This window comes from Hymenobacter lucidus (genome assembly GCF_020447265.1).
Lineage (GTDB): Bacteria > Bacteroidota > Bacteroidia > Cytophagales > Hymenobacteraceae > Hymenobacter > Hymenobacter lucidus.
In genome coordinates this window covers 240,454-264,079 of the sequence record NZ_JAJADR010000006.1, presented here as the reverse complement: position 1 = coordinate 264,079, position 23,626 = coordinate 240,454, and the positions used below count along the sequence as shown (strand labels likewise).

Here is a 23,626-nt window from a genome sequence, read left to right as displayed (position 1 = left end):
GTAGAACCGCGCAATGGCAGCGGCGGCGAAAGACATTTCGCCGCCGCTGCCTCGTTTGGGGGCCGGGCGAAACGGGTTTCGGGGGCAGCGGCCGTAGCGGGCTGGAAATGGGGTTTGGCAGGCTGGCACCCGGTTTGGAAAAGGGGAGGAGGCATTTATCCTTCACCCTAACCTAACCGCTTGAGTCATGCACAACATTGATCGGACGCTACAAGAGCTGGAAAACGGCGCTCCCGTAGCCGGGGAGTTTGAAAACGAGTACGAGTACGGAACCCAGGGCGAGTTTGGCCAGGAAATGGAGCAGGCTTTCGGTCAGGAGTTCGGCCACGAGTTTGGCCAGGAAACCTACGAAACCAGCCAGAGCCAGGAGCAGCAGGAGCTAGAAATGGCCTACCAGCTGCTCGAAATCAGTACCGAGCAGGAGCTGAATATGTTCCTAGGCGACTTAATGAGCAAGGCCGCCGGCACCGTGGCCGGGGCCGCCTCACGCTTCGTGGCCTCGCCCACCGGCCGCAGCGTGGGCCAGTACCTGGTCGATTTCGGCAAGAAAACCCTGCCCCAGCTCGCCACCCAGTACGGTGGGCAGGCCGGCGCCTCGCTCGGGGGCAAGCTGGGCGCGGCCGTGGGTGGCCGCTTGGGCGCTACCGGGGCCAAGGTAGGCGGCTGGGCCGGTACCAAAGCCGGCAGTTGGGCGGGCAGCAAGGCTGGCAACTGGGCCGGTACCCAGGCCGGCGACTGGATTGCGGGCAACGCCCAGCGCATTTTCGGACTGGAGCTCGAAACCCTGAGCCCCGAAAACCAGGAGCTGGAAATAGCCCGCTCCTTCGTGGGCTTCGCCAACGACGTGACCAAGCGCGCCGCCCAGGCCGTGCAGCGCAACCCCACCATCGGCCTCGCCGAGCTGGGCCGGCAGGTGCTCAGTGCCTCGGCCCCCCAGCATGCCCCCGGCCTGCTGGGCGCGGCCGCCAAAAAACTGCCCACCACCCCCAAAGCCAACGGCGGCGCCCAGCCCCGCCGCAACAGCGGCACCTGGATCCGGCGCGGCACTACCGTCGTGCTGCTCAATGCCTAGCGGCGGTGATTTAGTGACTTAGCGATTTAGTGAGTTGACGTTTAGGCGGTGCGCCATGCGCTGCCGGAACGACAACCCACCCCGCTATTTCCTAAGTCGGAACCCGCAGGATGCCGCCGCCGCAGCAAGCCTTCGCGCCATGCGCGCCAGCTGCACCGCGTGAACATCAACTCACTAAATCACTAAGTAGCTAAGTCACACTTTCACCATTTCACCTTTCACAGCCATGTACAACAACGAATTTTCCCAGGAATTTGAGCAGGAGCTAGGCCAGGAGCAGCAGGAGTACGGCTCAAACGAAGCTTTCGAGTTTAACCCCGAATTCATGGGGGAGCTGAGCGGCGAAACCTTCGAAATGAACGGCGAGCAGGAACTCAACGAAACTCAAGAAATGGAGCTGGCCCACGAGCTACTCGAAGTCAGCAATGAGCAGGAGCTGAACATGTTCCTGGGCAAGCTTATTAAGAGTGCTGGCAAGGCCGTGGGCAACTTCGCCCGTTCCTCGGTGGGCAAGGGTCTGGGCAACATCCTTAAAACCGTGGCCAAAAAAGCCCTGCCCATCGTGGGCGGCGCGGCCGGTACCTTCTTCGGCGGACCCCTGGGCGGCATGATCGGCAATAAGCTGGGCTCGGCGGCCAGCAACCTTTTCGAGCTGGAACTGGAAGGCCTGAGCCCCGAAGATCAGGAATTTGAAATGGCCCGGGCCTACGTGCGCTTCGCCAACTCGGCCGCCTCCCGGGCCGCCGGCATGCAGCGCCGCCGCCCCGGTACGCCCCCGCGCAATCTGCTGCGCTCGGCCCTTTCGCAGGCCGCCCGCCAGCACGCCCCGGGGCTGCTGCGCCAGGGCGGCCGGCTGCGCGGGCCCCGCGGCTACCGCGGCTACGCCATGCCCGGCTATGCCCAGCAGGGCGGTTATAACGGCGAGCCGGATCAGGACTATGGCGGCCAAGACTACGGTGGCGACGGCAACGGCCAGGACTACGGCGGCGGCAATACGCCCGCGCTCTACGGCCGCACGCCGCGCCGGGGCACCTGGCAGCGGCAGGGGCGCACCCTCGTGATTCAGCTCTGAGCCGATGCGCGCCGCCGCCGATACCCGCTTTCTGGCCAATGAGGCCCTGGCGCTATTCAGCCGCCTCCAAACGGTGCGCTCGTTCACGCTCAGCACCCCCATGGTGCTGGCGGCGGCCGTGTCGGCGCCGGCGCAGGCGGCCATCAATGCCCATCTGGCCAAGGTTGCCTTCGATTTGCGCCGCAAGCTGAAAAGCTTTATTCAGTGGGTGAATAGCCCCGAAAGCCAGCACCTGCCGGCCGAAAAGGCCCAGGCCCGCTTCGTGCTGCTCAAGCTGCGCTTCAACAACCTGCTCGACCAGGTCGATATCTTCTCCGACGTGCTCAACCAGCGCGGGGAGCACGGCACCGGCATCTGGCTGGCGGGCCTCGACGTGCTGGCCGACGATGCTCTGCGCCTGGCCGGTGCCCGCTACGACGCGCCCCCATTGATCTGCTTTCTGGAGCGGGGCCACGGGGCCGCCATCCGCCGGGCCCGCACCCGCCTGCCCGGCGGCGACGAAAACCCGGTCGGTGTGATTCAGATTCCGCGGGAGCGGATGGTGGGCAGCGGTATTGCCTCCTCCCTGATTCACGAAGTAGGCCACCAGGGCTCCGAATTGCTGAATCTGACGACCACCATCCGGGCCGAAATCGACCGGCAGGTAACGGCCGGTGGGCCCAACGTGCTGAGCTGGCAGCTGCTGAGCCGCTGGCTGAACGAAATCCTGTCGGACTTCTGGGCGCTGGGCCACCTGGGCATTGCGGCCACCTACGGGCTGATGAGCGTGGTGAGCTTGCCCAGCTACTTCGTGTTTCGCATCGGCACCGACGGGCCCCACCCGTTTCCCTGGATCCGGGTCCGCATCAGCATTGCCCTGGGCGAGGCCCTGTACCCGCACCCGCAGTGGAGGGCGCTGGCCCGGCAATGGTCGGGCCTGTACCCCACTGAAGGCTTGCCCGAAGCCAAACAGGACCTGATTGAGCAACTGGTAAATACGTTGCCCGACTTTGCCCGGCTCGTGCTCAACCACCGCTCGCCCAGCCTGCACAGGCAGCGCCTGGCCGATGTATTTCCCGTGGCCGAGCGCCAGCCGGCCCAGCTGCGGGAACTGTACGGAGAGTGGCAGGGCCGCCCCTCGCTCTGCGACGAAAGCCCGCCCTCCCTGGTGTTTGCCGTCATCGGGCAGGCCCGCGCCGATGGGCAGATTACCGTGGGCGAAGAGTACCGGGTGCTCACCCGCCTGCTCACGCGCTGGGCCCTGAACCGGGCCCGCACCTACGGCGCGGAACTGCTGCCACCGGCGCCCCGGCCAAAAGCCCAAGCCGGCCTCGATTCGGCTTCTCCTCACTCTTTAATCTCACGAACTCATGAACCGCAAACTAAGCATTGATGCTCCGCAGGTAATTCTGGGAGAAACGTCCACGCTCACGCTCACCCTGCAGCTGACCAAGCAAGATATCCGCAACACGATTGGGGACGTGCTCAGGGGCTGCACGAGCATTGAGCTGGAGTTCGACAAGCTCTCATCGGGCAGTGAAGTGCACTACCACTGGCCCTTCACCATCACGGCCGACAACCAGCTCAAGCCCGACCTCAACGCCCGGGCCGACGGCCAGCACCTGTTCGACCACATCAGCTTTTCCCCCAAGGAAATTTCCCTGAAAGACCGGAAGCTGACCCTGAGCTGGGAAGTGAACGGCTGGGACCGGAAAGGCACCTACACCGTGCGGGGCCACTTTATGAAGGGCGAAGCCGTGGCCGAAAATACCGATTTCGGTCCGGCCAAGGTGCGCGTGCTACAAGATGCCAAAGCCGAGCCGGTGAAGGTGGTGCTGCAGGAAACCCGCCCCCGCGCCACCGCCGACGAAACCCTGTGGGCCCTGATCCGGCGGCGCACCATCAGCTTCAACCGCTACCGCACCTTTATCGACAGCCTGCTCTGCACGCCGCCCGTGGATGGGCAGGGTCAGAAAGACCGGTTTCTGCCCTTCAACCGGCTGGCTTCCTACGGCATGCTCAAGTATGCTACCGAACTGTATCTGATGCACGAAGCCGGGCTGGCCATCGTGCCGGCCACGGGCGGGGGCATCAACCAGAACAGCGGGCAGCTGATACTGGCCGGCCCCGACAGCATCGAAATGACTAACCTGCACGAGGAATACCTGGAGCAGTTGGGCAACGAGGAAGGCAAGGTGCTGCCGTATTTCAACCTGATTCGGGAAAAGCTGGCCGAGGTGCCCCTCAAGGATGCGGCCGACCTGAGCATCCTCAGCAGCGCCGGCGACTACGACATCTGCTACGGCATTCTCAAATCGAAGCTGCAGGCCCCGCCGCTGATGGAGCTGATCTGGTCGTACTGGCACGAGGAAGGCGGCCTGGTGCAAACCATGAACGCCATTAGCCTGCGCTTCCAGAACGTGCGCCAGGGCAACGGCCGCGGCCCCGACCCGCTGGCCAGCTTTAACATCGACCCGTTGCGGCCCCTCAACAACCTGCTCTGGGGCTATATCGAGGATGAGCGCAACCGCCTGACCCTGAACCGCCGCAACCTGGAATACCAGTACGAGTACGGCATCGGGCTCATCGGAAGGGCCGTGCAGAACATTCCCGTGGCCGAGCACCGCACGTTTTTCCTGCGGGGCTTCCACAGTCTGCTGCGGGCCGCCACCGAGTTTTACCAGCAGGCCAACTTCACCACCGTCATTCCCGACGGCTTCCCAATTCTGAACCACCTGCGGGAAGTGCACCTGATGCTGGCCGAGGGCGCCCACAACCAGTACGGCGACCTGCCCTGGACGGCCCGCTCCGAAATGCTGACCCAGCAGTGGCTTTTGGCCCGGCCCGAGGTGCGCGAGTTCCTGGGTGGCCGCATCATGGTGCCTTACACCGAGGCCTGGATGGACCGCGTGGACAACATGAAGCAGCTCCAGGGCTGGAACCCGACCAATATTACCCACTTCCACGACCTGGCCTCGTTTGGCGAGCAGTTGCTCTTGTCGATTCGCTACGGCAACTGGAATACGCTGGAAGTAGGGGCCAAGAATGCTGCCAACTGGGCCCACGACTGGCGCGAGGAAATTCAGCGCTACATCCACGCCTACAAGGCCGTAACGGGCGTTGATCTGGCTTCCGAAGTAGTGGATGCCCGCCTGAACCTGCCCGACAACGAGGAGCGCTACCTGCAGCCGGCCCAGCTGATTGAGCGGCAGGTAGCCTTGCAGCAAGGGCAGCTGCAGCGCAACCGGCAGCTGAGCACGCCGCTGGCCGCCCCGCCGCTACCCATGGTGGGCGCCCCCATGCTGCGCCGCGACGCCTACTAGCGGCCCGTGGCTGATTTCACCTCGGCCCTGTACCTGGGGGCGCGCCGCTTCACTTGGCCCGCCGGCCTGGCCCTCACTACCGGGCGGCCGGCGGCCTTGCTGGAGCCAGCCCGCCACCAGTGGGTAGCACGGGAAGTAGCGCGGCGGCAGGGGCTAGAAACCGGTTTGTTGGCGCCTTCCACGCTACACCTGTTCTGGGATATTCTCTGCCTGCTGCCGCCCCGGGGCGTAGTGCTGCTCGATGCCCGGATGTACCCTATCGGCAAGTGGGGCAGTTTGCGCGCTTTGCTGCGGGGCCGGCCGGTGTATCAGTTTGATGCCGATAACCCCAAGCAGTTGGCCCGCCTGCTGCACACCTGCCGGCAGCAGCAGCAAGTGCCCTGGCTGCTCACCGACGGCTGGCAACTGGCCGCCAGCCGGCCCGCGCCGCTGGCCTGGTACCTGGAGTTGCTGGATCCTTTTCCGGAAGCCGTGCTGCTGCTCGACGATACCCAGGCCTTTGGGCTGCTGGGCTGCCAACCCGGAGCACGACAGCCGCTGGGGCAGGGCGGGGGCGGTAGTCTGCCTTTTGCTGGCCTGTCTAGCAACAAAGTTCTCACTATTACCTCGCTGGCCAAAGGACTGGGCGTGCCGGTAGCCGTACTGGCCGGCCCCGCCGCGCTGCTGGCCCGCTACCGCCAAAGCAGCGACGTGCGGGTGCATACGAGTCCGGTTTCGGAAGTACACGCCTGGGCCGCCGAGCAGGCTTTGTGCCACGATGCCCGCCACGGCGAGGCGGCCCGCCGCCGGCTGAGTGCCCGCGTGGTGCAGTTTCGAAGGGAGCTGGGCGCGGGCGGCATCTGGCCTACTGGCGGAATTTTTCCGGTGCAGAAACTAGTACTACCCCGGGCTACGGCCGCGCTGGGCCTGTATCAGCAGTTGCGACAGCGGGGCGTGCAGGCCTTGCTGCTGGCCAGCGCCCAGCAGCCCGCCGTGCCCGAAGTGGCCTTCTGCCTGCGTGCCGACCATTCGGCGGCCGACATCCGCCACGCTACTGGCTGGCTGCTGCGAATTGCCCGCACTACCGATTGGTTTTCCTCTTCTTCTACCCCAATTCACCATGAATATGATACTCCATCCTAGCGCGCCCCGGGCTACCGTGTACACCACGCTGGGTCATACGCTACGCGTACCGTTGCGCCCCGGCTCCTCGCCCGAGCGGCAGCTGATCGGCTGGCTCCAACGCCAAATGGCCGCTAACCCGGGCTTTTCGGTGCGAGTAAAAAGCGTGCTGCTGGTGCTGCAACGGCCTCCCTGCGCTGCCTGTGGGGCCGCGCTACGCCAGTTTCTGCGCCGCTGGAATCTAACCGGCAAGCTGCGCCTGCTTACTCCCAGGGCGCCGGGAGGCGGCTGTGGCTGTGCTGCGGGTGGTGGGCCCGATGCCCGGCCCACCACCTTCGGGTACGATGACTCAGAGCCGGATGATGAGCTGGCAGCAACCCTGTTTGAAGCCCTGCCGGGCCTGAGCCAGGAAAATGGGGTAGCCGGCGCAACCAAAACGTTTTCGTTGCAGGAAGCCAGCCAGAAGCTGCGGGCGCCTGGGTGGAAGCGGGGCCTGTACGTTATTCACCGGCAGGGCACGCCTATCTACGTGGGCAAGGCCAGCGACCTGCCGGTGCGGGTGCAGCAGCACGCCTTGTGCCTGAGTCATTTGCTGGTGCCGCTGGCGCCCTATACCGTACAGATTCACCATTACCCCGCCGCCAATGAGGCCACACTGCTGGCGCGGGAACGGGAGCTGATGCAGGCCCTACGCAACCGAAAAATCCGGTTGGGCAACAGCCGCAATACAGAGCTGGAACTAAGCGGTGAGTACGAAGCCGGGTCGGAGCTGAACGAGCTGGTGCTGGAATACGAGGGCCTGTTTGAGAAGTTTAGACGGCTTTTCGGGCAAAATCCGGTGAAAGCCGCCGTCTTCAAAGGCATGCTGGATGCTGCTAACCCCGCCCCGGCCCGGGACGCGGCCCTGGCCGACCAGACCCAGGCCGTAGTGGAGCAGCAGGGGCTGGTGGGCCAGCAGCAAATGGCCAGCCTGACGCAGGCTGCCAACCGCCCCGCCGCCGGGGCTTCGCCGCCACCCCGGCCCGGCCGCCTGGCCCAGCCGGCTACCAACTGGACCAATCCGGCCACCATCCTACGGCAGCGCGTGCCGCCAGTACGCCTGCAAACGAAGCGACTTTAGGCTCCCGTACGACCAGCCCGCCATGCTCATCATCGACTGCCATTGCCACGCCGGCCAGGGCGACGGCCTGACCGGCCCCTGGGACACCGATGCCCCGCTGAATCCCTACCTGGCCTGGGCCGACGAGGCCGGCATTCAGCGCACCGTGCTGTTTGCCGCCTTTCACTCCGACTACGCCGTGGCCAACCGCCAGGTAGCCCGCCTCGTGCATCAGCAGCCGGAGCGGTTCTATGGATTTGCCTTCGTGCACGCTCAGCGCGACCGGGGCCGCGTGCTGGAACTGGTAGCCACAGCCGTGCAGCAATACGGCTTCTGCGGCATCAAGTGCCACCGCTTCGACGCGCGCATCAGCCGCGAAATCTGCGACGTGGCCCGCGCCTTTCGCCTGCCGGTGCTCTATGATGTGGTGGGCGAAATAGCGGTGGTGGAGCTCCTGGGCGAGCAATACCCCGACGTCGACTTCATCATTCCGCACCTGGGCAGCTTCTCCGACGACTGGCGCGCTCAAGCCGGCCTCATCGACCACCTCGTGCGTTTCCCCAACATCTACACCGATACCAGCGGGGTGCGCCGCTTCGATATTCTGCAGCGGGCCGTGGCGCGGGCCGGGGCCCACAAGTTTCTCTTCGGCTCCGATGGCCCCTGGCTGCACCCCGGCGTGGAGCTGGCTAAAATCAACGCCCTGCACCTGAGCCCTGCCGAAACCCGGCAGGTAGTGGCTGGCAACCTGCTGCGCCTGCTGGAAAAAGTGCGGCAACAGCCCCTGCCTGCCGCGCTACAGCGGGTTTCAGTGGCTGCGGGCGAGCCGGAGCAGGAGTGGCGCGACCCGTGGCTGGTGCGCCCGTGAGCCGACTCATGCTCGAAAAGCTACCCAAACCACCCCAACAACACAAGAAAGCACTGCTGGGGTGGTTTGAATTGGTTAATAAGTGAGTCAATTAAAACGTCATGCTGAGCGAAGCAAAGCGGAGTCGCAGCACCTCGCGTACATTGGTAATCAATTTGTTAAATCCCCAGGCTGAAAGCAAAAAGCCGAAATGAGTTACTGTCTTCGCTCTTGCATCGTGCTAAGTATTCTTCGTAATCTTCTTCCCTTTCAGGAAGTGCGAAGCTTAGTTTTACTTGGCTTTTGATGATTCTTACGGCTGCTGTGGTATAGCCATCCGAAAGACTCCCATATTCCAGTTTAAAGGCTATTCTCTCTTTAATTAAATGACGTACAGCTGTTTCGATTGTCAGCTTTTGCGACTCGTTAAATATCCATTTCTCCAGTCGTAGACTGTCTCCGCCGCTCAACGTGTCGATGTAGTCGGAATAAATTGATGATAACGTTTCGTCTTCATGGAAATGAAATTCGATGTTCCCGTAGCGCCAAATAGGATCTTGGTAGCAGTTATGGTCAATGTCATCAGGGTCGGGGAAATTATTGATTATCCATTCTTTCGTTTTGCCTAACAGAATGTAGTCAAACCTGCCATTCTTAATAAAATCGAGCAGATCAATATCTACAGGTTCCGCAAGTTTCATGATTTGATATTTTGCAACGGCTCCGTTGTTTGCCGCGCTGCTTTTAGTACGAAGTAGCAGTCGGCAATATAGTTGTCGTCAGGTGATTGTGGCTCTCACAGCGGTTCAGCTTAAGCCCATACAACACTCTCATCCCTGCTGCACCGTCAGTTCCGGCTCGCCGCGCCGGTGCATCTGCAGGATTCTCTCGCTGCAGCCCAGGCGGTGGGCGGCCAGCTTCAGGTTGCCGTTTTCGTGGGTAATGGCCACTTTTTTGGCTATTTCGGTCACCTGGTCCTTTATTTCTTTGAGGCCCAGACCCTGGTAAAGCAGGCCTTTCACGCCGGCTTCCAGGTCGTTGCCCTGCAGGGTGGGGCCGAGGCGGGCAAAGTCGGGCCAGTCGGAGCGCGGAATGTCGCCGATGGTGATGGGGCCCTCGCCGAGGTGCTTGTTGGCAATGCGGGTGATGAGCTGCTGCAGTTCGCGCACGTTGCCGGGGTAGTCACGCAGCAGCAGAAAGTCGTACACCTGCCGGTCCACGGGCTGGCGGATGTGGTGCTGCTGGCGGAAGAAGTGCTCGGCCAGCACCACAATGTCCTCTTTCCGCTCGCGCAGGGGCGGCAGCTGGCACGTCCAGCCCGAAATGCGGTAGTATAAGTCCTGGCGAAATGTGCCTTTGTGCACCTCGGCCAGCAGGTCGCGGTTGGTGGCACTCACCAGCCGGAAGCGGGCCTTGCGCCAGGTATTGCTACCCACGCGCTTGTAGGTACCTTCCTGCAGGGCCCGCAGCAGCTCGGCCTGCAGGGGCAGTGGCAGCTCACCCAGCTCATCCAGAAACAAGGTGCCTTCGTGGGCCAAGGCCAGGGCCCCGTCGCGGGTGCTGATAGCGTTGGTAAACGCGCCTTTCTCGTGGCCAAACAGCTCGGAACCCGACAAGCCCGGAATCAGATTGGTGCAGTCGACCACCACACAGTCGCGCTTGTCGGGGCGGGGGTCGAGCTGATGAATTTCCTGGGCCACCAGCTCCTTGCCGGTGCCACTTTCGCCCATCACCAGCACCTGGCAGTTACTCAGGGCCATATCCACAATCTGGCGCAGCGTGTTCACCCAGCACCGGCTGTTGCCCACCATGCGCTGCTGCAGATACGCCACATGCTCTTCCAGCCGCTGCCAGTAGTGCAGGCGCGACAGCACGATCTGGACCGGCTTCTCGACCTCAAACCACGAAAAAACTTCGGCCACCCCGCCGCGCAGCAACTCCCAGGTGCTGGTGGTGGGCAGCAGCCCCACGGCCACGGCAATGATTTTGGTATCGGCGTAGAGCGTGAAGGCTTCCAGCGTTTCCCGGATGTCGTCCAGAGAAGCCTGCTGATCCAGAAAGATGATGCCCGCCCCGCTGGGGGTGTCGCCCATATGCACGGCCTGCAGCGCCAGGCCGGCCTGCTCCAGCGCCCCCAGTATGTCCAGCAGCCGCGCGTGCTGACTAGTAAAGGGCTTGTACCATACAGTGAATTCAGCCATGGCAAAGGTGGTGTAGCGGCACGCAACCGGGCCGGACCAGCACTGGCAGGAAGTTCCGCCAATGGACTTTGCAATAGGGCGGAAAAGGTCTTGTGGGCCCGCAGACTGGCTTACTTACTAAGCTGAGCCAGCCCGCAAACCCAAAAGGTAGGGGAAGAGGCGTTGGATAAGGAAGATACGACACTGGGTTTTAATATAGTATAACATATATATGTGGTGTGCTCCTGATGAGTCTGGTAAAAGAGTTGTGCAACAGATATTTAGGATTAAAAAAAACGGCTCTGCCTTGCGAAAAGCGGAGCCGTGGGGTAATAAACGAGCAGACGGCTACGCGCCGCCGGCCCGGCGCTTCTCGTCCTCGGCCCCGCCGCTGCGCCGTCGGGCTGGGGCCAGCTTGTCGTTGCCGAAGCGGTAGGTAAAGGCCAGCGTGACCACCCGGAAGTCGCCGCGCTGGTAGAAGCGCTCCACGTAGTTGTCGTAGCTGGAAGTGGCCCGGATAGCGCCCGTGTAGAAGGCGTCCGTTACGTTGAGCTTCAAGTTGCCTTTCCGCTCCCAGAGGCTTTTCTGGACACCGAAAGCCACCTGGCTACGCGGCCTAGTATTGAAGAAGGCATCTAGCTCCCGCGACTGGTATTCGGCGTTCAGGTCGGCGCTCCAGCCTTTGCCAAACGTGAAGGTGCTGTTGCTACTCAGGTTGAAGGCCGGGCGGGCATTGCGGCTGCCCAGGGTGGTGCCCGCAATGCTGCCCACGTAGCGGTTGTAGTAGAGCACGCCGTTGTTGTACACATTCCACCACTTGGCCAGCTCCACCGGGGCCGTCAGCGTGAGGGCGTAGTAGTGCTGGGTGCCCAGGTTCTGGCTCGTGGACACCACCACCCGGCTCGTGGCGCTGGTGGGCTGCACCGTGCCCACAATGGGGTCGTCGGTGCGGCTGTAGCTCACGCCCAGGCTGTATTTCTGCCGGTAGGTGTGGGTTAGCTCTACGTTATAGCTGGTCTGGGGCCGCAACTCGGGGTTGCCGGCTCCGAAGGTGGTGGCATCAATATAGGAGCGAAACGGGTTGAGCTGCCCGTAGCCCGGCCGGTCGATGCGCCGGCTCAGCGACACCGACGTTTCGTGTTTATCAGTGAAGGTGTGCTTCACGGCCGCGCTGGGAAAGAGCTGGAAATAGTTGCGGGTGAAGTTGGCGCTGTCCGAGTATTGCACCTCGTCCTGCCGGCCCACACCCTTGGTCTGCTCGCCGCGCAGGCCTGCCTGCAGCGTCCATTTGGGCAGCGTGTGGTTGAAGTTGATGTAGCCCGCGTTGATGTTCTCGTCGTAGCGGAAGCGGTTGGAGCGGCGTGGGTCCCGCACCAGCCGGCTCAGGTCAGGCTGGCCGGTGGTAGCATCCCGGTCCGGCACCGTAAACTCCACGTCGTTGTCGGAATGCACCCAGCTTACCTTGCCACCCAGGTCCAGGCGCGTCTGCTTGCTGAGCGGGTGCACGTAGTCGGCTTTCAGCGACTGAATCGTGAGCAGGCCTTCCTGGTCGCCATTAAGCCGGTCGAACAGCTCTACTGGCTCCCGGTCGCGGAAGGTGTTCAGAAACTGCAGGCGGCGCGTGTCGTAGCGGGCATAGTCGGCGTCGGCGGTCAGCTCCCGGTTGCCCACCGAATCCGGAAAAGTGTGCTTGAAGTTCACGTTACCGGCCACGTTAGGAAACTCCGCGTCCCGGTCGTTGGTCGAGTTGTAGCCGCGCAGGGGTTGGCCGTCGGCATCCAGCAGCGTGGTCAGGTTGGTGCCTTCCTGTACGCTGCGGGTTTGCAGGCCGTTCAGGGTAAAGCCCAGCACCGTGCGCTCCGAAAGGGTGTAGTCGAGACCCGCCTTCCAGCTGTGCGACTGGTTGTGGCCGATGCTGTAGTTGTCCTGGTCGGTGCTGCCGTCGTATACTTTGCCCTGGTCGAGAGGCCGATAAAAGTCGCGGTGAATGGTCAGCGCGCCGTAGTTGCGGCGGTTGGCGTAGGTGTAGGAGCCGAAGGTGTTGGTTTTTGGGGTACGGTGGTTCAGCGTCAGGCCCGAGCTGAACTTGCCGAAGCGGCCCCGGCCGTAGCTGCTGCTCAGTGTGCCGTTGGTGCCCACGCGCTGGTCCTTTTTCAGGTTGATGGCAATGATACCCGCGCTGCCCTGGGCCTCGTACTTGGCCGGCGGGTTGGTTATCAGCTCGATGCTTTTGAGCTGCTCGGCCGGCAACGCCCGCAGATAGTCGGCCAACTCGGTGCCCGTCATGGGCTGGCGCTTGCCGTCGATGAGCACCAGCACGCCCTGCCGGCCCCGCAGCCCGATGTTGTCGCTGCCGTCTACCGTCACCCCCGGCGAGCGGCTCAGCACGTCGAGCGAGGTATTGCCAGCGGCCAGCGTCGAGCCCTCCACATTCACGATGGTGCGGTCGGCTTCTCTCTCAAAAAGCGGCTTTTGGCCTACTACGGTCACTTCTTTCAGGGTAGTAGCCCCACTTTTGGGCAGGGCCAGCACCGGCAAAGCCACCGTTTCGGCGCCCACAGTAAAGGACTTGCTCCAGGTGCGCACAAAACCCACCTGCGCCGCCGAAACCAAGTAGCTACCCCCGGCCGTCTGCTCGAAGCGGAACGTGCCTTTCTCGTCGCTGAACTCTGATTTCACTACCGTCGAATCGGCGGCGCGGTGCAGCGTTACGGTGGCAAAGTCGAGGGGCGCGCCGGTGCTGGTTGTCAGCTGGCCGGTTACAGTGGCGCGGGTCTGAGCCCCGGCCGGCGTGCTCAGTAGCCAGCCGAAGAGCAGCAGGAGCAGGGCAGGCCGGCGCAGCGGCCGGTCGGGTAAAGAGGTTTTCATACGCGAAAAGTGTGGGGTGTATGGCTAAGGAAGGCTGGTTTCCGGCCGGCCAGCGCAACAAAGTGCCGCAGAGCCAGCCGGAAACAGACGGCAAAAAGGTGCCGAAAGCCGCCAAGCGGCTCGGCTGGCCCACCACCGGTCCGCGGCCGACGGACAAGGGCAGAGTTTGATACGAATTTCTTCGTAGTAAACATACGAACGATTTCGTATATTCAAAAAAGGCGGTTGCTTTATTTTGTATTTTCAGTAGAATTATGTGGCAGCAACCGTTGACAACACCTCAGGAAGGAGGGGTGCAGTTCAAATAAATCTGCTCCAGCAGCTGTTGCAGCAGGGCCGTATCAGCCGCCGAAAGTCCCTGTAGGGCCACAGCGCGGTTGCTGAGCACAATGGGGTGCACGGCATCAAGAATGCGCTGCCCTTCCTCCGTCACGCGTAGCTGGGTGCGGCGCCCATCGTGGGGCAGGGCCTCGGCCACCAGCAGGCCGCGCTGGGTGAGCAGCCGGATGATGCGGGCCACCGAGGCCTGGTCTTTGAAAACCCGGTCCCCGATTTCGGTTTGGGTCAGGTCGTCGGTTTCCAGAATCACGCGCAGCACCAGCCACTGGTCGATGGTAATGGCAATGCCGGCCCGGTCAATGTTGGCCTGGGCAAAGCGCCGATACTGCTTGATGGCTTTGTCGAGCGAGTAAAAGAGAATGTTGGAAAGCATAGCGAGGTAGACCAGCAGTATCTAATAGATGCATGATATGTCATGAAGGATGCCTGCCCAACGGATATTTTGTGCTGAGTCGGTAGAATAGTGGTGCCGGCCCCGCTTCCCGTGTATCGAGCCGGGAACTGCTTCGGCGGGGCACAGTGCGCTACATGCTCCGCCGGGCGCCTTCTTATGCAAGCTGCTTTCCGGGCACTACCAAAAATGTTCCGCCGCCACTTTGCCGGGCAAGCGTGGTAAAACGCCAAATCTGCCGACATTTGCCGGATGCAGTTGCCTCTCACTATTCCGGTTGCCAGTTTGGCCGAGCTGCCCGCCGCCGCCACCCGGCTTCATGCCGCCGTGGCTGCTTCGGGCCGCACCATCGTCGAGTTTGAAGGTGAAATGGGCGCGGGTAAAACCACACTCATCAAAGCCCTGTGCGCCACGATGGGCGTGCTAGACGACGTGAGCAGCCCCACGTTTGCCCTCGTCAACGAGTACCGCGACGCCCGCGACCAGCCCATCTACCACTTCGATTTCTACCGCCTCGACGACCCGCAGGAGGCCGTCAACATTGGTGCGCTCGAGTACTTCGATTCTGGCTATCTTTGCCTGATAGAGTGGCCGAGCCGCGTTGCGGCGCTTTTACCCCCCGACCGGCTGCTCGTCACGCTCACCGTTACTGGACCCACTTCTAGGGAATTAAGAATTGAGAATTAAGAAGTAAGCTCCGCCCGCTGTTCATGGTAGCACTAGTGGGAAGAGGGGCTTGCAATTCATAACTCATGATTCTTACTTCTTAATTGAAAACAGATGCCCGAAGCAATACCTCCCGGATTTGAGTCGCTGGCCACGAGCCGCGCTTTCTACACGCAGGAATCCATGCTGGCCGTGGAAACGCGCAAGCGCAAGCTGTTTATTGGTCTGCCCCGGGAAACCTCGCTGCAGGAAAACCGCATCTGCCTGACGCCCGAAGCCGTGAAGCACCTCGTGAATGAGGGCCACGAAGTGGTGATGGAAAGCGGGGCCGGGGAGCCCAGCAAGTATTCCGACCACGACTACTCCGAGGCCGGGGCCACCATTGCCTATTCAGCCAAGGAAGTATACGAAGCCGACATCATTCTGAAAGTGGCTCCGCCCACCCACGAGGAAATCGACTATCTGAAGGCCAACCAGACCCTGATTTCGGCCCTGCAGTTCGGCTCCCTCACGTCGGACTACATTTCGGCCATTCTGCGCAAGAAGGTGAATGCCATCAGCTTCGAGCTGATCAAGGACCCCTCAGGGGCCAAGCCGGTGGTGCGGGCCATGAGCGAAATTGCGGGCTCTACCGTCATGCTGGTAGCAGCCGAGTACCTGGCCCGTTCCAACGAGGGCAAAGGGGTGATTCTGGGCGGCATTACGGGCGTGCCCCCGTCGCAGGTGGTTATTCTGGGCGCGGGCACCGTGGCCGAGTACGCCGCCCGCGCCGCCACCGGGCTGGGCGCCGAGGTGAAGGTGTTCGACAACCATTTGTATAAGCTGCGTCGCCTCAAGCAAAACCTGGGCACCACGCTCTATACCAGCACGCTCGACACATTCGTGCTCAACCAGCAGATCCGCCGGGCCGACGTGGTTATTGGCGCTCTGAATGCCGAGGAAGGCAGGATTCCGTTTATGGTGCCCGAAAGCGTGGTAGCCAGCATGGCGCCCGGGTCGGTGATTATCGACGTGAGCATTGACCAGGGCGGCTGCTTCGAAACCTCGGAAATGACCAGCCACAGCAAGCCCGTATTCCGCAAGTACGACGTGGTGCACTACTGCGTGCCCAACATTGCCTCGCGCGTGCCGCGCACCGCCACCAATGCCCTGAGCAACATCTTCACACCCATTTTGCAGGAAATCAGCCAGCACGGGGGCATCAACGAGGTGTTGTTTACCAACGAGCATTTCCGCTCCGGCGTGTACGTCTACAAAGGCTCGTTGACCAACGCTTCGATTGCCAAGAAATTCAACATGCGCTATAAGGAGCTGGGGCTGATGATTGCCGTACGGAATTAGGTTCTGAACCACAGATTACGGCGGATTTTCCGGAGTCGTCGGATTTTGTGGCTGTGCTCAAATCTGAAAAGCCTGCGCTTCGGTGCGGGCTTTTTGCTTTTTTAGTGGCTTCAAAGCTCCTTTTATTCTATTTCTATGAATTCTGCTCCCAACTCCACACTGCTCACGGCCCGTCCCATCCTCGACTTCGCCTCGGCCGAGGTAACCACGGCTATGAACCGCTCCTTCGAGGAGTATTTCGTGCCGCTGGTGTTCACGCCCGAAACCTTTGAGCGGCGCTTTCGCAGTGAGCATCTCGACGCGCAGGCCAGCAAGCTGTGGTTTGCGGATGGGAAACTGGTGGGGCTGGTGCTCATGGCCCGGCGGGGCTACACAAGCCGGGTAGCAGCTATGGGCCTGGTGATTGAAGCCCGGGGCAAACGCTACGGCCAGCAGATGCTGCAAGCGGCCCTCGACGAAGCCCAAGCCCGCCACGACCGGAGCATGCTGCTGGAAGTATTTGTGCCCAACGAGCGGGCCCGGCGGCTCTACGAGCGACTGGGTTTTCAGAATACCCGGGAGCTGTTCACGTTTCGGCGCGTGCCGGGCGCGGTAGAAAATGCCGCTCCACTCACCGAAGTCGACCCGCTGCAAGTGGCTTACTTAGTGGCTCGGGAAGGGAAGCCTAATTTGCCCTGGATGTTTGCGGCGGAGTCGCTGATGGCTGCCTCGGCACCTACGCGGGCATTTTCGCTCGATGATAAGGCCTTTGTACTGCTGCGCCCCGAGGCTGAGCGGACGTTGGTGCTGACGATAATTGTGGCCCGGGCGTACCGGCGGCAGGGCTGGGGCCGCCGGCTCCTGCAGGCCATGGAATCCGCTTTTTCCGGGCCGCCGCTGATGATGCCAATGGTAACCCAGGGGCCGGGCTACAGCTTTCTGCAAGCCGCCGGGTGGGAGCCGCTGGACTTGTCATTATTTGAAATGGAATGGAGAATCAGCTAACTAGGTCATTTATATTTATATGGAAATAATAGAGGTTCATGTCAATTGGTTTGGGATGCTTAAAATATTCGGCTCGGTAGCAGTGGGAATAGCACTAATAGTTTACTGGAATAGAATTCGTAAGACCTGACCTAAATCCCTGTCATCAGTTTTTTGGAAAGCGCGTCAAAACTTTTTTTGACGCGCTTTCCTGTTTGTTGTCCTGAAGGCTTACTCGGCCAGCAGCAGCACTTTCCAGGCGTCGAGCAGCTTGCCTTCCTCCAGAAACTGCTGGCCCAGCAGCGTCAGCTGCTTTTTCAGTTCGGCCGGCGTTTCGCGGTATTTGTTCAGGGTGTAGGCTACCAGCGGCTCCTGGCGGAATTCGGCTACCTGCGCGGGCGTGGGCAGGGCTTCGCGCTCGATGTTGCCGAGGCGGCCCAGATTGTTGCCGGTGAGCAGGTCGGAAGTGCGCAGATGCTCGGGGAGCTGGTCGTAGCCGATGCCCATGTTGCGGTTGGGCTTGGGCACTTCAAACAAACTGCTGCCCGAAGCACGGGAGTACCAGTCGCCGCCGAGGCGGGCAATGGCGTCGAGCTTGAACGGGTCGATGCCGGTGCCGCTGGGCAGCACGATGTCCTCGCGGAAATGGGCCAGCACGACGCGGCAGATAATCAGGTTGCCGGCCCCGTTGTTTTGCCCCAGCTCAATGATTTGCTCGACCACGCACTCGAAGGCGGCGGGAGCTTCGGCCACGCGCGGGGGCCGCACGCGCTGGCTCGGCACTTCGGTAAAACCAGCCTTGACGAACTCATTCACGCCCTTTGCATACTCGGTGCTGGCCAATGACATTTGCTCAACCATAGCGTAGTCGCAGATGTGAATCACGACTTCGGACACCTCACGCACGTTTTGCAGCGTGTGCTTTTGGGAGTTGTCGCGCACCCGGTTGGCGGGCGAAAACACCAGAATCGGCGGGTTGGAGCCGAAACAGTTGAAGAAGCTGTAAGGGCTCAGGTTCACGCTGCCATCGGCCGAGATGGTGCTGGCAAAGGCCACCGGCCGCGGCGCTACAGCTCCCACCAGAAACGGGTGCAGCTCGCTGGGCTTAATCAGGGCGGGGTCGATGGTGCGGAACGGGGCGGTGGGCGTAGTGGGCATGGCGCGGGGCTGGGTTTGGCGGGCGAAGTTCAGAGTTTACGCTGATTTAATCGTCGTAGTGCCACCGGCCGGTTTTGCTGCTATAGCTGGCCTCCACGAAAAAGCCCTGTCCGTAGCCCAGCCCATAGACGGTGACATTCTGCGTCAGGCGGGGCGGGATATAGGCAAACGGAGTTCGGCTCAGCAGGCTGTAGCCGGTGCGGGGCAACTGCGGCAAATAGGCCGGCACCAATTGTTCAAGTGAATCGGGATAGGCGTGCTGGGCGGTGTGAAACGCGCCCAGGGCCCGGATAAGTCCGGCAGCCCGGCGCTGCGAAACCTGCTGCTGCCAGTGGCTGACGACGGGAAAAGCCAGAATTGCCAACCCCAACGCAATAGCAACGGAGCGGGCCAGCCGCTGTAGGCGGCCCGAACCCAGAAAGGTCAGCAACAGGCTGATGGGCAACCCCAGCCCGGCCACGACCAGAACCGGCGGACAAAGCCAGGCACCTGTTTCGAGCTCCAGCAGCACCAATGCCAGCCCCAGCAGCAACGTGAAAAACCAGGGGCGGTAAAGCCGCCGCGAAAAAGCAGGCATAAGATCAGGAGTCAGCAGTAGGGTGCAGCAAAGCCCAAAGATGCAGCGCCGGATTCGTTTCGGGTGAGGAAGTGAGGCCGGCCCGTGGGCAGTATTCAGAACTATGGATACTTTTACCGTCGCGCCAACCTCTTCACCCCGCCGCTATGTTCGGAATAAACCATATCAAGTTCGATTCGATGACCTACGCCATTCACTACAAGAATGGCCGGATTGTGAAGGAAGGGCGGGGGTTGTCGTTCTATTATTTCGGCCCCAACAGCTCCATTGTGGCCATTCCGATGGGCAGCAATGACTTGCCCTTCATCTTCAACGAAACCACCCACGACTACCAGACCGTCTCGATTCAGGGCCAGATAACCTACAAGGCCGGCAACCCCAAGCAGCTGGCCGAGGTGCTCGACTTCACCGTGGATAGCCGGGGCGTGTACAAGAAAAACGACCTGGAAAAGCTCCACCAGCGCATCATCAACGAGGCCCAGACCGCTACGGCCACCTTCGTGCAGAGCCTCACGCTGAAAGACGCCATGCGGGCGGCCAAGGCCATTGAGGTCAACATTGTGGAGGGACTGGCCGCGTCGAAGGCCGTGGGGCTGCTGGGCATCGAGGTGCTGGGCGTGAACATTCTGGCCGTGAAAGCCACACCCGAAATGGGCCGGGCCCTGGAAACCGAAACCCGCGAAAAGCTGCAGCAGGAAGCCGATCAGGCCATTTTTGAGCGCCGCAACTTTGCCGTGGAGCAGGAGCGCAAAATCAAGGAAAGTGAGCTGAACACCGAAATTGCGGTGGAGGAAAAAAACAAGCAGATTGCCGAGAAGAAGATTGAGGGCGAGATGCAGCGGGCGGCCAGCACCCGGCAGCTGCGCGAAATGAAGGTGCAGGCCGACATTGCCGTGGAAGAGCAGCGCAAGATGCTGATTGAGCAGAACGCCGAAAACCAGCGCCGCGAGGCCGATACCCGCGGCTACGTGCTCGAAACCACCCTGCGGCCCTACAAAGACATGGACTGGAAGCTGCTGGTAGCCCTGAGCAACAACCCCGACCCCAAGTTCAACATTGCCCTGGCCTTCCGCGAGCTGGCCGAAAACGCCTCCAAAATCGGCAACCTCAACATTTCACCCGACCTGCTCGACTCCCTGGTGAATGACGCGCCCGAGCGGCCCCAAAACCCGCAGAACAGACGATGAGTGGTATTGATTACGCCATCCTGGTGCGCAACAAAACCCGGTTGGAGCAGCTCGTCGAGCGGTTTAATACCAAGGGCCAGGCGCAGTTCTACATCGAAAGCTTGGGCGGTGAGTTTGCCGAGTATGAGGAGGAAAATGCCCGGTTCCAGGAGTCGTTTTCCCTGGTGCAGCGCCGCCTCTCATCCGTTATCAAAAACAAGGTAGTGGAGCGGGCGTTTCTGCCCTCGTTTCTCTTCAACCCGCAGCAACTGGTGGTAGTGGTGGGCCAGGATGGGCTGGTGGCCAACACGGCCAAGTACGTGGGCGGCATTCCCATTATTGCCGTTAATCCCGACCAGGAGCGCTACGACGGGGTTTTACTTCCTTTCACGCCCCACGATTTTCTGCCCGTCGTGCAGCGCGTGGTGGCCGGCCGCTACCACGCCCGCGAAGCTTCCCTGGCCGAAGCCCGCCTCAACGACGGGCAGCGGCTGCTGGCCTTCAACGACCTGTTTATCGGGGCTGCTTCGCACGTGTCGGCCCGCTACCGCATCGGCTACCAGGGTGAGGAGGAAAACCACTCCTCGTCGGGCATCATCGTCTCCACCAAGTCGGGCGCGACGGGCTGGCTCAGTTCCATTTTCAACATGACGGCCGGTATGAGCCAGTTTCTCGACCCGGGCGAACTGCCGCTGACTCAGCCGGCCTTTGCCGAAACGGAGCTGATGTTTGTGGTGCGCGAAGCCTTCTTGAGCAAGCGCACCCAGGCCAGCCTTGCCGCCGGCATCCTCGACGAAGAGGAGCCGCTCATCATCGAGTCGTTTATGCCCACCAACGGCGTCATCTTCTCTGATGGCGTGGAAACCGACTTTCTGCACTTCAATTCCGGCGCTATTGCCACCATCGGCGTGGCTCCGGAAAAAGCCCGGCTGGTGGAGCGAGGGTAGGCCGGAGTGGTTGCGGAAGTAGCCTGAATATGTTGCTGTTTATGCCAAAAATCGTCTCTACGTTACTGGTCTTCCTGCTGGCGCTGCCCGGCCGCAGCGCCGTGGCCGCCTCAGCGCCGGCCACGACCGATACCCTGCGCCTGCGCCAGCACCTGCTGGCCCTCACTACTACGCCCGAGCCGCGTAACTACCGCCACCTGGCCAGCCTCAACCAGGCTGCCGACTACATCGGGCAGCAGCTGCAGACCGCTGGGGCCCACCTCGGCGAGCAGCCCTATCAGGTGCAGGGCATCACCTACCGCAACGTTATCGGCTCCTTCGGCCCCGAAACCGGCCCACGCCTCATCATCGGGGCCCACTACGACGTGTGCGGCGAGCAGCCCGGCGCCGACGACAACGGTACCGGCGTGGCCGCGCTGTTGGAGCTGGCGCGGCTGCTGGGCCAGCAGCCGACGTTGCCGTATCGGGTAGAACTGGTGGCCTACACCCTGGAAGAGCCGCCGTTTTTTCGCACCAAAAGTATGGGCAGCTACATGCATGCCAAGTCGCTACACGACGCTAAAACTGAGGTAAAAGGCATGGTGGCCCTGGAAACGCTGGGCTACTACGACGACCGGAAAAACAGCCAAGACTACCCCCTGGGGCCGCTGAAGCTGGTGTATGGCAGCCGGGGGAACTACGTGACGGTAGCCCAGAAATTCGGCAACGGCCGCTTCGGCCGGCAGTTTGCCCGCCGCTACAAAGCCACGGCGGCCCTACCGGTACGGCGCTTCAAGGCCCCGGCCTGGCTGCCCGGTATCGACTTTTCCGACCACCTCAACTATTGGCAGTTCGACTATCCGGCCGTGCTGCTCACCGACACGGCCTTCTACCGCAACAAGCACTACCACGAGCCCACCGACACCCTCGACCGTCTGGATATGCGCCGCCTGGCCCTAGCCGTAGATGCTGTGCTGGCTACGATTCTGGCGCTGTAACTTCAGCCTCGCGCAACCCGCTCTACTGCCTGGCTAACGCCGCAAAGACGCCAAAGCCGACGGCCCCGTCACTTCTTGGTACAGGGGCGTAGGCCGCAGCCCGAAAATGTCGCGCAGGGCCCGGCTGGCGGCATGGTAGCCGCACATGCCGTGTACCCCGCCCCCGGGCGGCGTGGCCGACGAGCACAGATACAAGCCCGGCTGGGAGGTGCGGTAGGGCGAAGCCCGCAGGGCCGGCCGGGTAAAAAGCTGGCTCACGTCGAGCAGGCCGCCGTTGATGTCGCCGCCCACGTAGTTGGGGTTGTAAGCTTCGAGCTGGGCCGTGTCGAAGGTGTGGCGCCCCAGGATTCGCTCCCGGAAACCCGGTGCAAACCGCTCCACCTGCCGCTCAATGGCCTCAGTCATGTCGTGGCGCGAGCCGTTGGGAACGTGGCAATAAGCCCAGGCCGTGTGCTTGCCGGCTGGGGCACGGGTAGAGTCAAACAGGCTTTGCTGGGCCAATAGCACAAACGGCTTTTCGGGGTGCAGGCCCCGCGCCGCCGCTTTTTCGCCGGCCGCAATTTCCTCCAGCGTCCCGCCCAGATGCACCGTGCCGGCCTGCGCACACTCTGCCGCCGCAAAGGGTACGGGCCCATCCAGCGCCCAGTCGACCTTAAAAACGCCCATGCCGTAGCGGTAGCGCCGCAGCTGCCACTGGTACACCGTCGATAAGCTGTGGCCGGCAACACGCAGCAGCTGGGCCGGCGTAATGTCGAACAGTACCGCTCGGGCCGAAGGCAGCTCCGCCAGGCTTTTCACGAAAGTGCCGGTTTCGATTCGGCCGCCCAGGGCCACGAAGTGCGCGGCCAGCGCATCGGCAATGCTTTGGGAGCCGCCTTTGGGCAACGGCCAGCCCTTGCGGTGGGCTGCAATCAGCAATACCAGACCAATGGCCGAGGTCGTCAGGTTGGCTAGCGGCTGAATAGCGTGGGCAGCCATGCCGGCAAATAGTCCCCGGGCTTCTTTGGTCTGGAAACGGCTGGTGAGCCAGGTGGCGGGTTGCAAGGCCGACAAGCCAAAGCGGGCCATGTCCAGCGGATGTTTCGGTAGCTGCAGCGGAGCCAGCACGTCATTCACGATGCCGGGCCAGGCCGCCACCAGCGGTTCGAGCAGTTGCTGGTAGGCCGGGCCATCAGCGCCCAGGCGGCGGGCCGTCTCGGCCAGGGAGCCGGTCACCGTGGCCGCCGTGCCATCGTCGAAGGGGTGGGCGGCGGCTATGGGCGGCGTAATGTACTCGAGGCCGTATTGGGCCAGCGGCAGGATCTGGAAAAAGGGCGAGCCGGCCGCCAGTGGGTGAATGGCCGAGCACACGTCGTGGCGGAAGCCGGGCAGCGTCAGCTCGGTCGTGCGCAGGCCACCACCCAGTTCCTTTTTGCCTTCGAGCAGCAGCACCTGCAGCCCGGCCTGTTGCAGCACAATAGCCGCCGCCAGCCCATTCGGACCTGAGCCCACTACCACCGCATCGTACTCAGTATTGCGCATTAGGAAAGAAAATAGGCTGCTGGATGGAATGCTGTTGTT

20 protein-coding genes are annotated in these 23,626 nt (G+C 62.0%); 13 read left to right on the top strand and 7 right to left on the bottom strand.

All coding sequences use genetic code 11. The features are described 5' to 3' along the window. Positions 1-187 precede the first annotated feature (187 nt). The 7 genes from LGH74_RS19455 (at position 188) to LGH74_RS19425 (ending at position 8,514) form a co-directional block, all read left to right on the top strand. A complete protein-coding gene (locus LGH74_RS19455; RefSeq protein ID WP_226178300.1) occupies positions 188-1,072 on the top strand; it encodes a hypothetical protein in 885 nt (294 codons plus the stop codon). Between the two features lie 226 nt (positions 1,073-1,298). Continuing rightward, complete coding sequence (locus LGH74_RS19450; RefSeq protein WP_226178298.1) at positions 1,299-2,144, top strand: hypothetical protein; 846 nt, start codon at positions 1,299-1,301, stop codon at positions 2,142-2,144. A 4-nt stretch (positions 2,145-2,148) separates the two neighbouring features. After that, on the top strand, positions 2,149-3,516 hold the full coding sequence (locus LGH74_RS19445) for a hypothetical protein (protein ID WP_226178296.1): 1,368 nt from the start codon (positions 2,149-2,151) through the stop codon (positions 3,514-3,516). After that, on the top strand, positions 3,494-5,446 hold the full coding sequence (locus LGH74_RS19440; protein ID WP_226178294.1) for a hypothetical protein: 1,953 nt from the start codon (positions 3,494-3,496) through the stop codon (positions 5,444-5,446). The genes LGH74_RS19445 and LGH74_RS19440 overlap by 23 nt, the downstream gene beginning before the upstream one ends. Positions 5,447-5,452: 6 nt before the next feature. Beyond that, complete coding sequence (locus LGH74_RS19435) at positions 5,453-6,568, top strand: aminotransferase class I/II-fold pyridoxal phosphate-dependent enzyme (RefSeq protein WP_226178292.1); 1,116 nt, start codon at positions 5,453-5,455, stop codon at positions 6,566-6,568. Beyond that, entirely contained in the window at positions 6,552-7,667 is a 1,116-nt protein-coding gene (locus LGH74_RS19430; RefSeq protein ID WP_226178290.1) for a GIY-YIG nuclease family protein, read from the top strand. Before LGH74_RS19435 ends, LGH74_RS19430 begins: the two co-directional genes overlap by 17 nt. Before the next feature lie 22 nt (positions 7,668-7,689). Continuing rightward, entirely contained in the window at positions 7,690-8,514 is an 825-nt protein-coding gene (locus tag LGH74_RS19425; RefSeq protein WP_226178288.1) for an amidohydrolase family protein, read from the top strand. A 158-nt stretch (positions 8,515-8,672) separates the two neighbouring features. Here LGH74_RS19425 and LGH74_RS19420 read toward each other — a convergent pair whose 3' ends face one another. The 4 genes from LGH74_RS19420 to LGH74_RS19405 all read right to left on the bottom strand — a co-directional run bounded on the left by LGH74_RS19420 (position 8,673) and on the right by LGH74_RS19405 (position 14,253). Continuing rightward, positions 8,673-9,194, bottom strand: a complete 522-nt coding sequence (locus LGH74_RS19420) for a hypothetical protein (protein ID WP_226178286.1) — start codon at positions 9,192-9,194, stop codon at positions 8,673-8,675. A 129-nt stretch (positions 9,195-9,323) separates the two neighbouring features. Continuing rightward, the gene (locus LGH74_RS19415) at positions 9,324-10,694 is read right to left on the bottom strand and encodes a sigma 54-interacting transcriptional regulator (protein ID WP_226178284.1); all 1,371 of its coding nucleotides are present in this window, start codon (positions 10,692-10,694) and stop codon (positions 9,324-9,326) included. A gap of 327 nt (positions 10,695-11,021) precedes the next feature. Next, positions 11,022-13,541 (bottom strand): TonB-dependent receptor domain-containing protein, encoded by a 2,520-nt coding sequence (locus LGH74_RS19410; protein ID WP_226178282.1) that lies wholly within the window; start codon positions 13,539-13,541, stop codon positions 11,022-11,024. Positions 13,542-13,821: 280 nt separating this feature from the next. Continuing rightward, a complete protein-coding gene (locus LGH74_RS19405) occupies positions 13,822-14,253 on the bottom strand; it encodes a MarR family winged helix-turn-helix transcriptional regulator (protein WP_226178281.1) in 432 nt (143 codons plus the stop codon). Positions 14,254-14,523: 270 nt separating this feature from the next. Here LGH74_RS19405 and tsaE point away from each other — a divergent pair, with 270 nt between their 5' ends. From tsaE to LGH74_RS19390, 3 genes are all read left to right on the top strand, one after another. After that, positions 14,524-14,958, top strand: coding sequence for a tRNA (adenosine(37)-N6)-threonylcarbamoyltransferase complex ATPase subunit type 1 TsaE (tsaE, locus tag LGH74_RS19400; protein ID WP_226178279.1), 435 nt, complete (start codon positions 14,524-14,526; stop codon positions 14,956-14,958). 93 nt (positions 14,959-15,051) lie between these two features. Then, positions 15,052-16,278 carry an alanine dehydrogenase gene (locus LGH74_RS19395; protein WP_226178275.1) on the top strand — a complete coding sequence of 409 codons (1,227 nt, stop codon included), beginning with the start codon at positions 15,052-15,054 and terminating at the stop codon, positions 16,276-16,278. Positions 16,279-16,413: 135 nt separating this feature from the next. Then, the gene (locus tag LGH74_RS19390; RefSeq protein ID WP_226178273.1) at positions 16,414-17,262 is read left to right on the top strand and encodes a GNAT family N-acetyltransferase; all 849 of its coding nucleotides are present in this window, start codon (positions 16,414-16,416) and stop codon (positions 17,260-17,262) included. A 210-nt stretch (positions 17,263-17,472) separates the two neighbouring features. On the opposite strand, the gene LGH74_RS19385 is transcribed toward LGH74_RS19390, so the two are convergent. Then, a complete protein-coding gene (locus LGH74_RS19385) occupies positions 17,473-18,399 on the bottom strand; it encodes a flavin reductase family protein (protein WP_226178271.1) in 927 nt (308 codons plus the stop codon). A gap of 46 nt (positions 18,400-18,445) precedes the next feature. Further along, the gene (locus LGH74_RS19380; RefSeq protein ID WP_226178269.1) at positions 18,446-18,976 is read right to left on the bottom strand and encodes a hypothetical protein; all 531 of its coding nucleotides are present in this window, start codon (positions 18,974-18,976) and stop codon (positions 18,446-18,448) included. A gap of 146 nt (positions 18,977-19,122) precedes the next feature. On the opposite strand from LGH74_RS19380, the gene LGH74_RS19375 reads away from it, so the two are divergent. From LGH74_RS19375 to LGH74_RS19365, 3 genes are read left to right on the top strand one after another with little or no spacing between them, the layout of a single operon-like run. Then, the gene (locus LGH74_RS19375; RefSeq protein WP_226178267.1) at positions 19,123-20,163 is read left to right on the top strand and encodes an SPFH domain-containing protein; all 1,041 of its coding nucleotides are present in this window, start codon (positions 19,123-19,125) and stop codon (positions 20,161-20,163) included. Then, positions 20,160-21,089 (top strand): diacylglycerol kinase catalytic domain-containing protein, encoded by a 930-nt coding sequence (locus LGH74_RS19370; protein WP_226178266.1) that lies wholly within the window; start codon positions 20,160-20,162, stop codon positions 21,087-21,089. The genes LGH74_RS19375 and LGH74_RS19370 overlap by 4 nt, the downstream gene beginning before the upstream one ends. A gap of 41 nt (positions 21,090-21,130) precedes the next feature. Then, positions 21,131-22,066 carry a M28 family peptidase gene (locus LGH74_RS19365; RefSeq protein ID WP_226178264.1) on the top strand — a complete coding sequence of 312 codons (936 nt, stop codon included), beginning with the start codon at positions 21,131-21,133 and terminating at the stop codon, positions 22,064-22,066. Between the two features lie 33 nt (positions 22,067-22,099). Here LGH74_RS19365 and LGH74_RS19360 read toward each other — a convergent pair whose 3' ends face one another. Next, complete coding sequence (locus LGH74_RS19360; protein ID WP_226178255.1) at positions 22,100-23,587, bottom strand: phytoene desaturase family protein; 1,488 nt, start codon at positions 23,585-23,587, stop codon at positions 22,100-22,102. Positions 23,588-23,626: the final 39 nt, after the last annotated feature.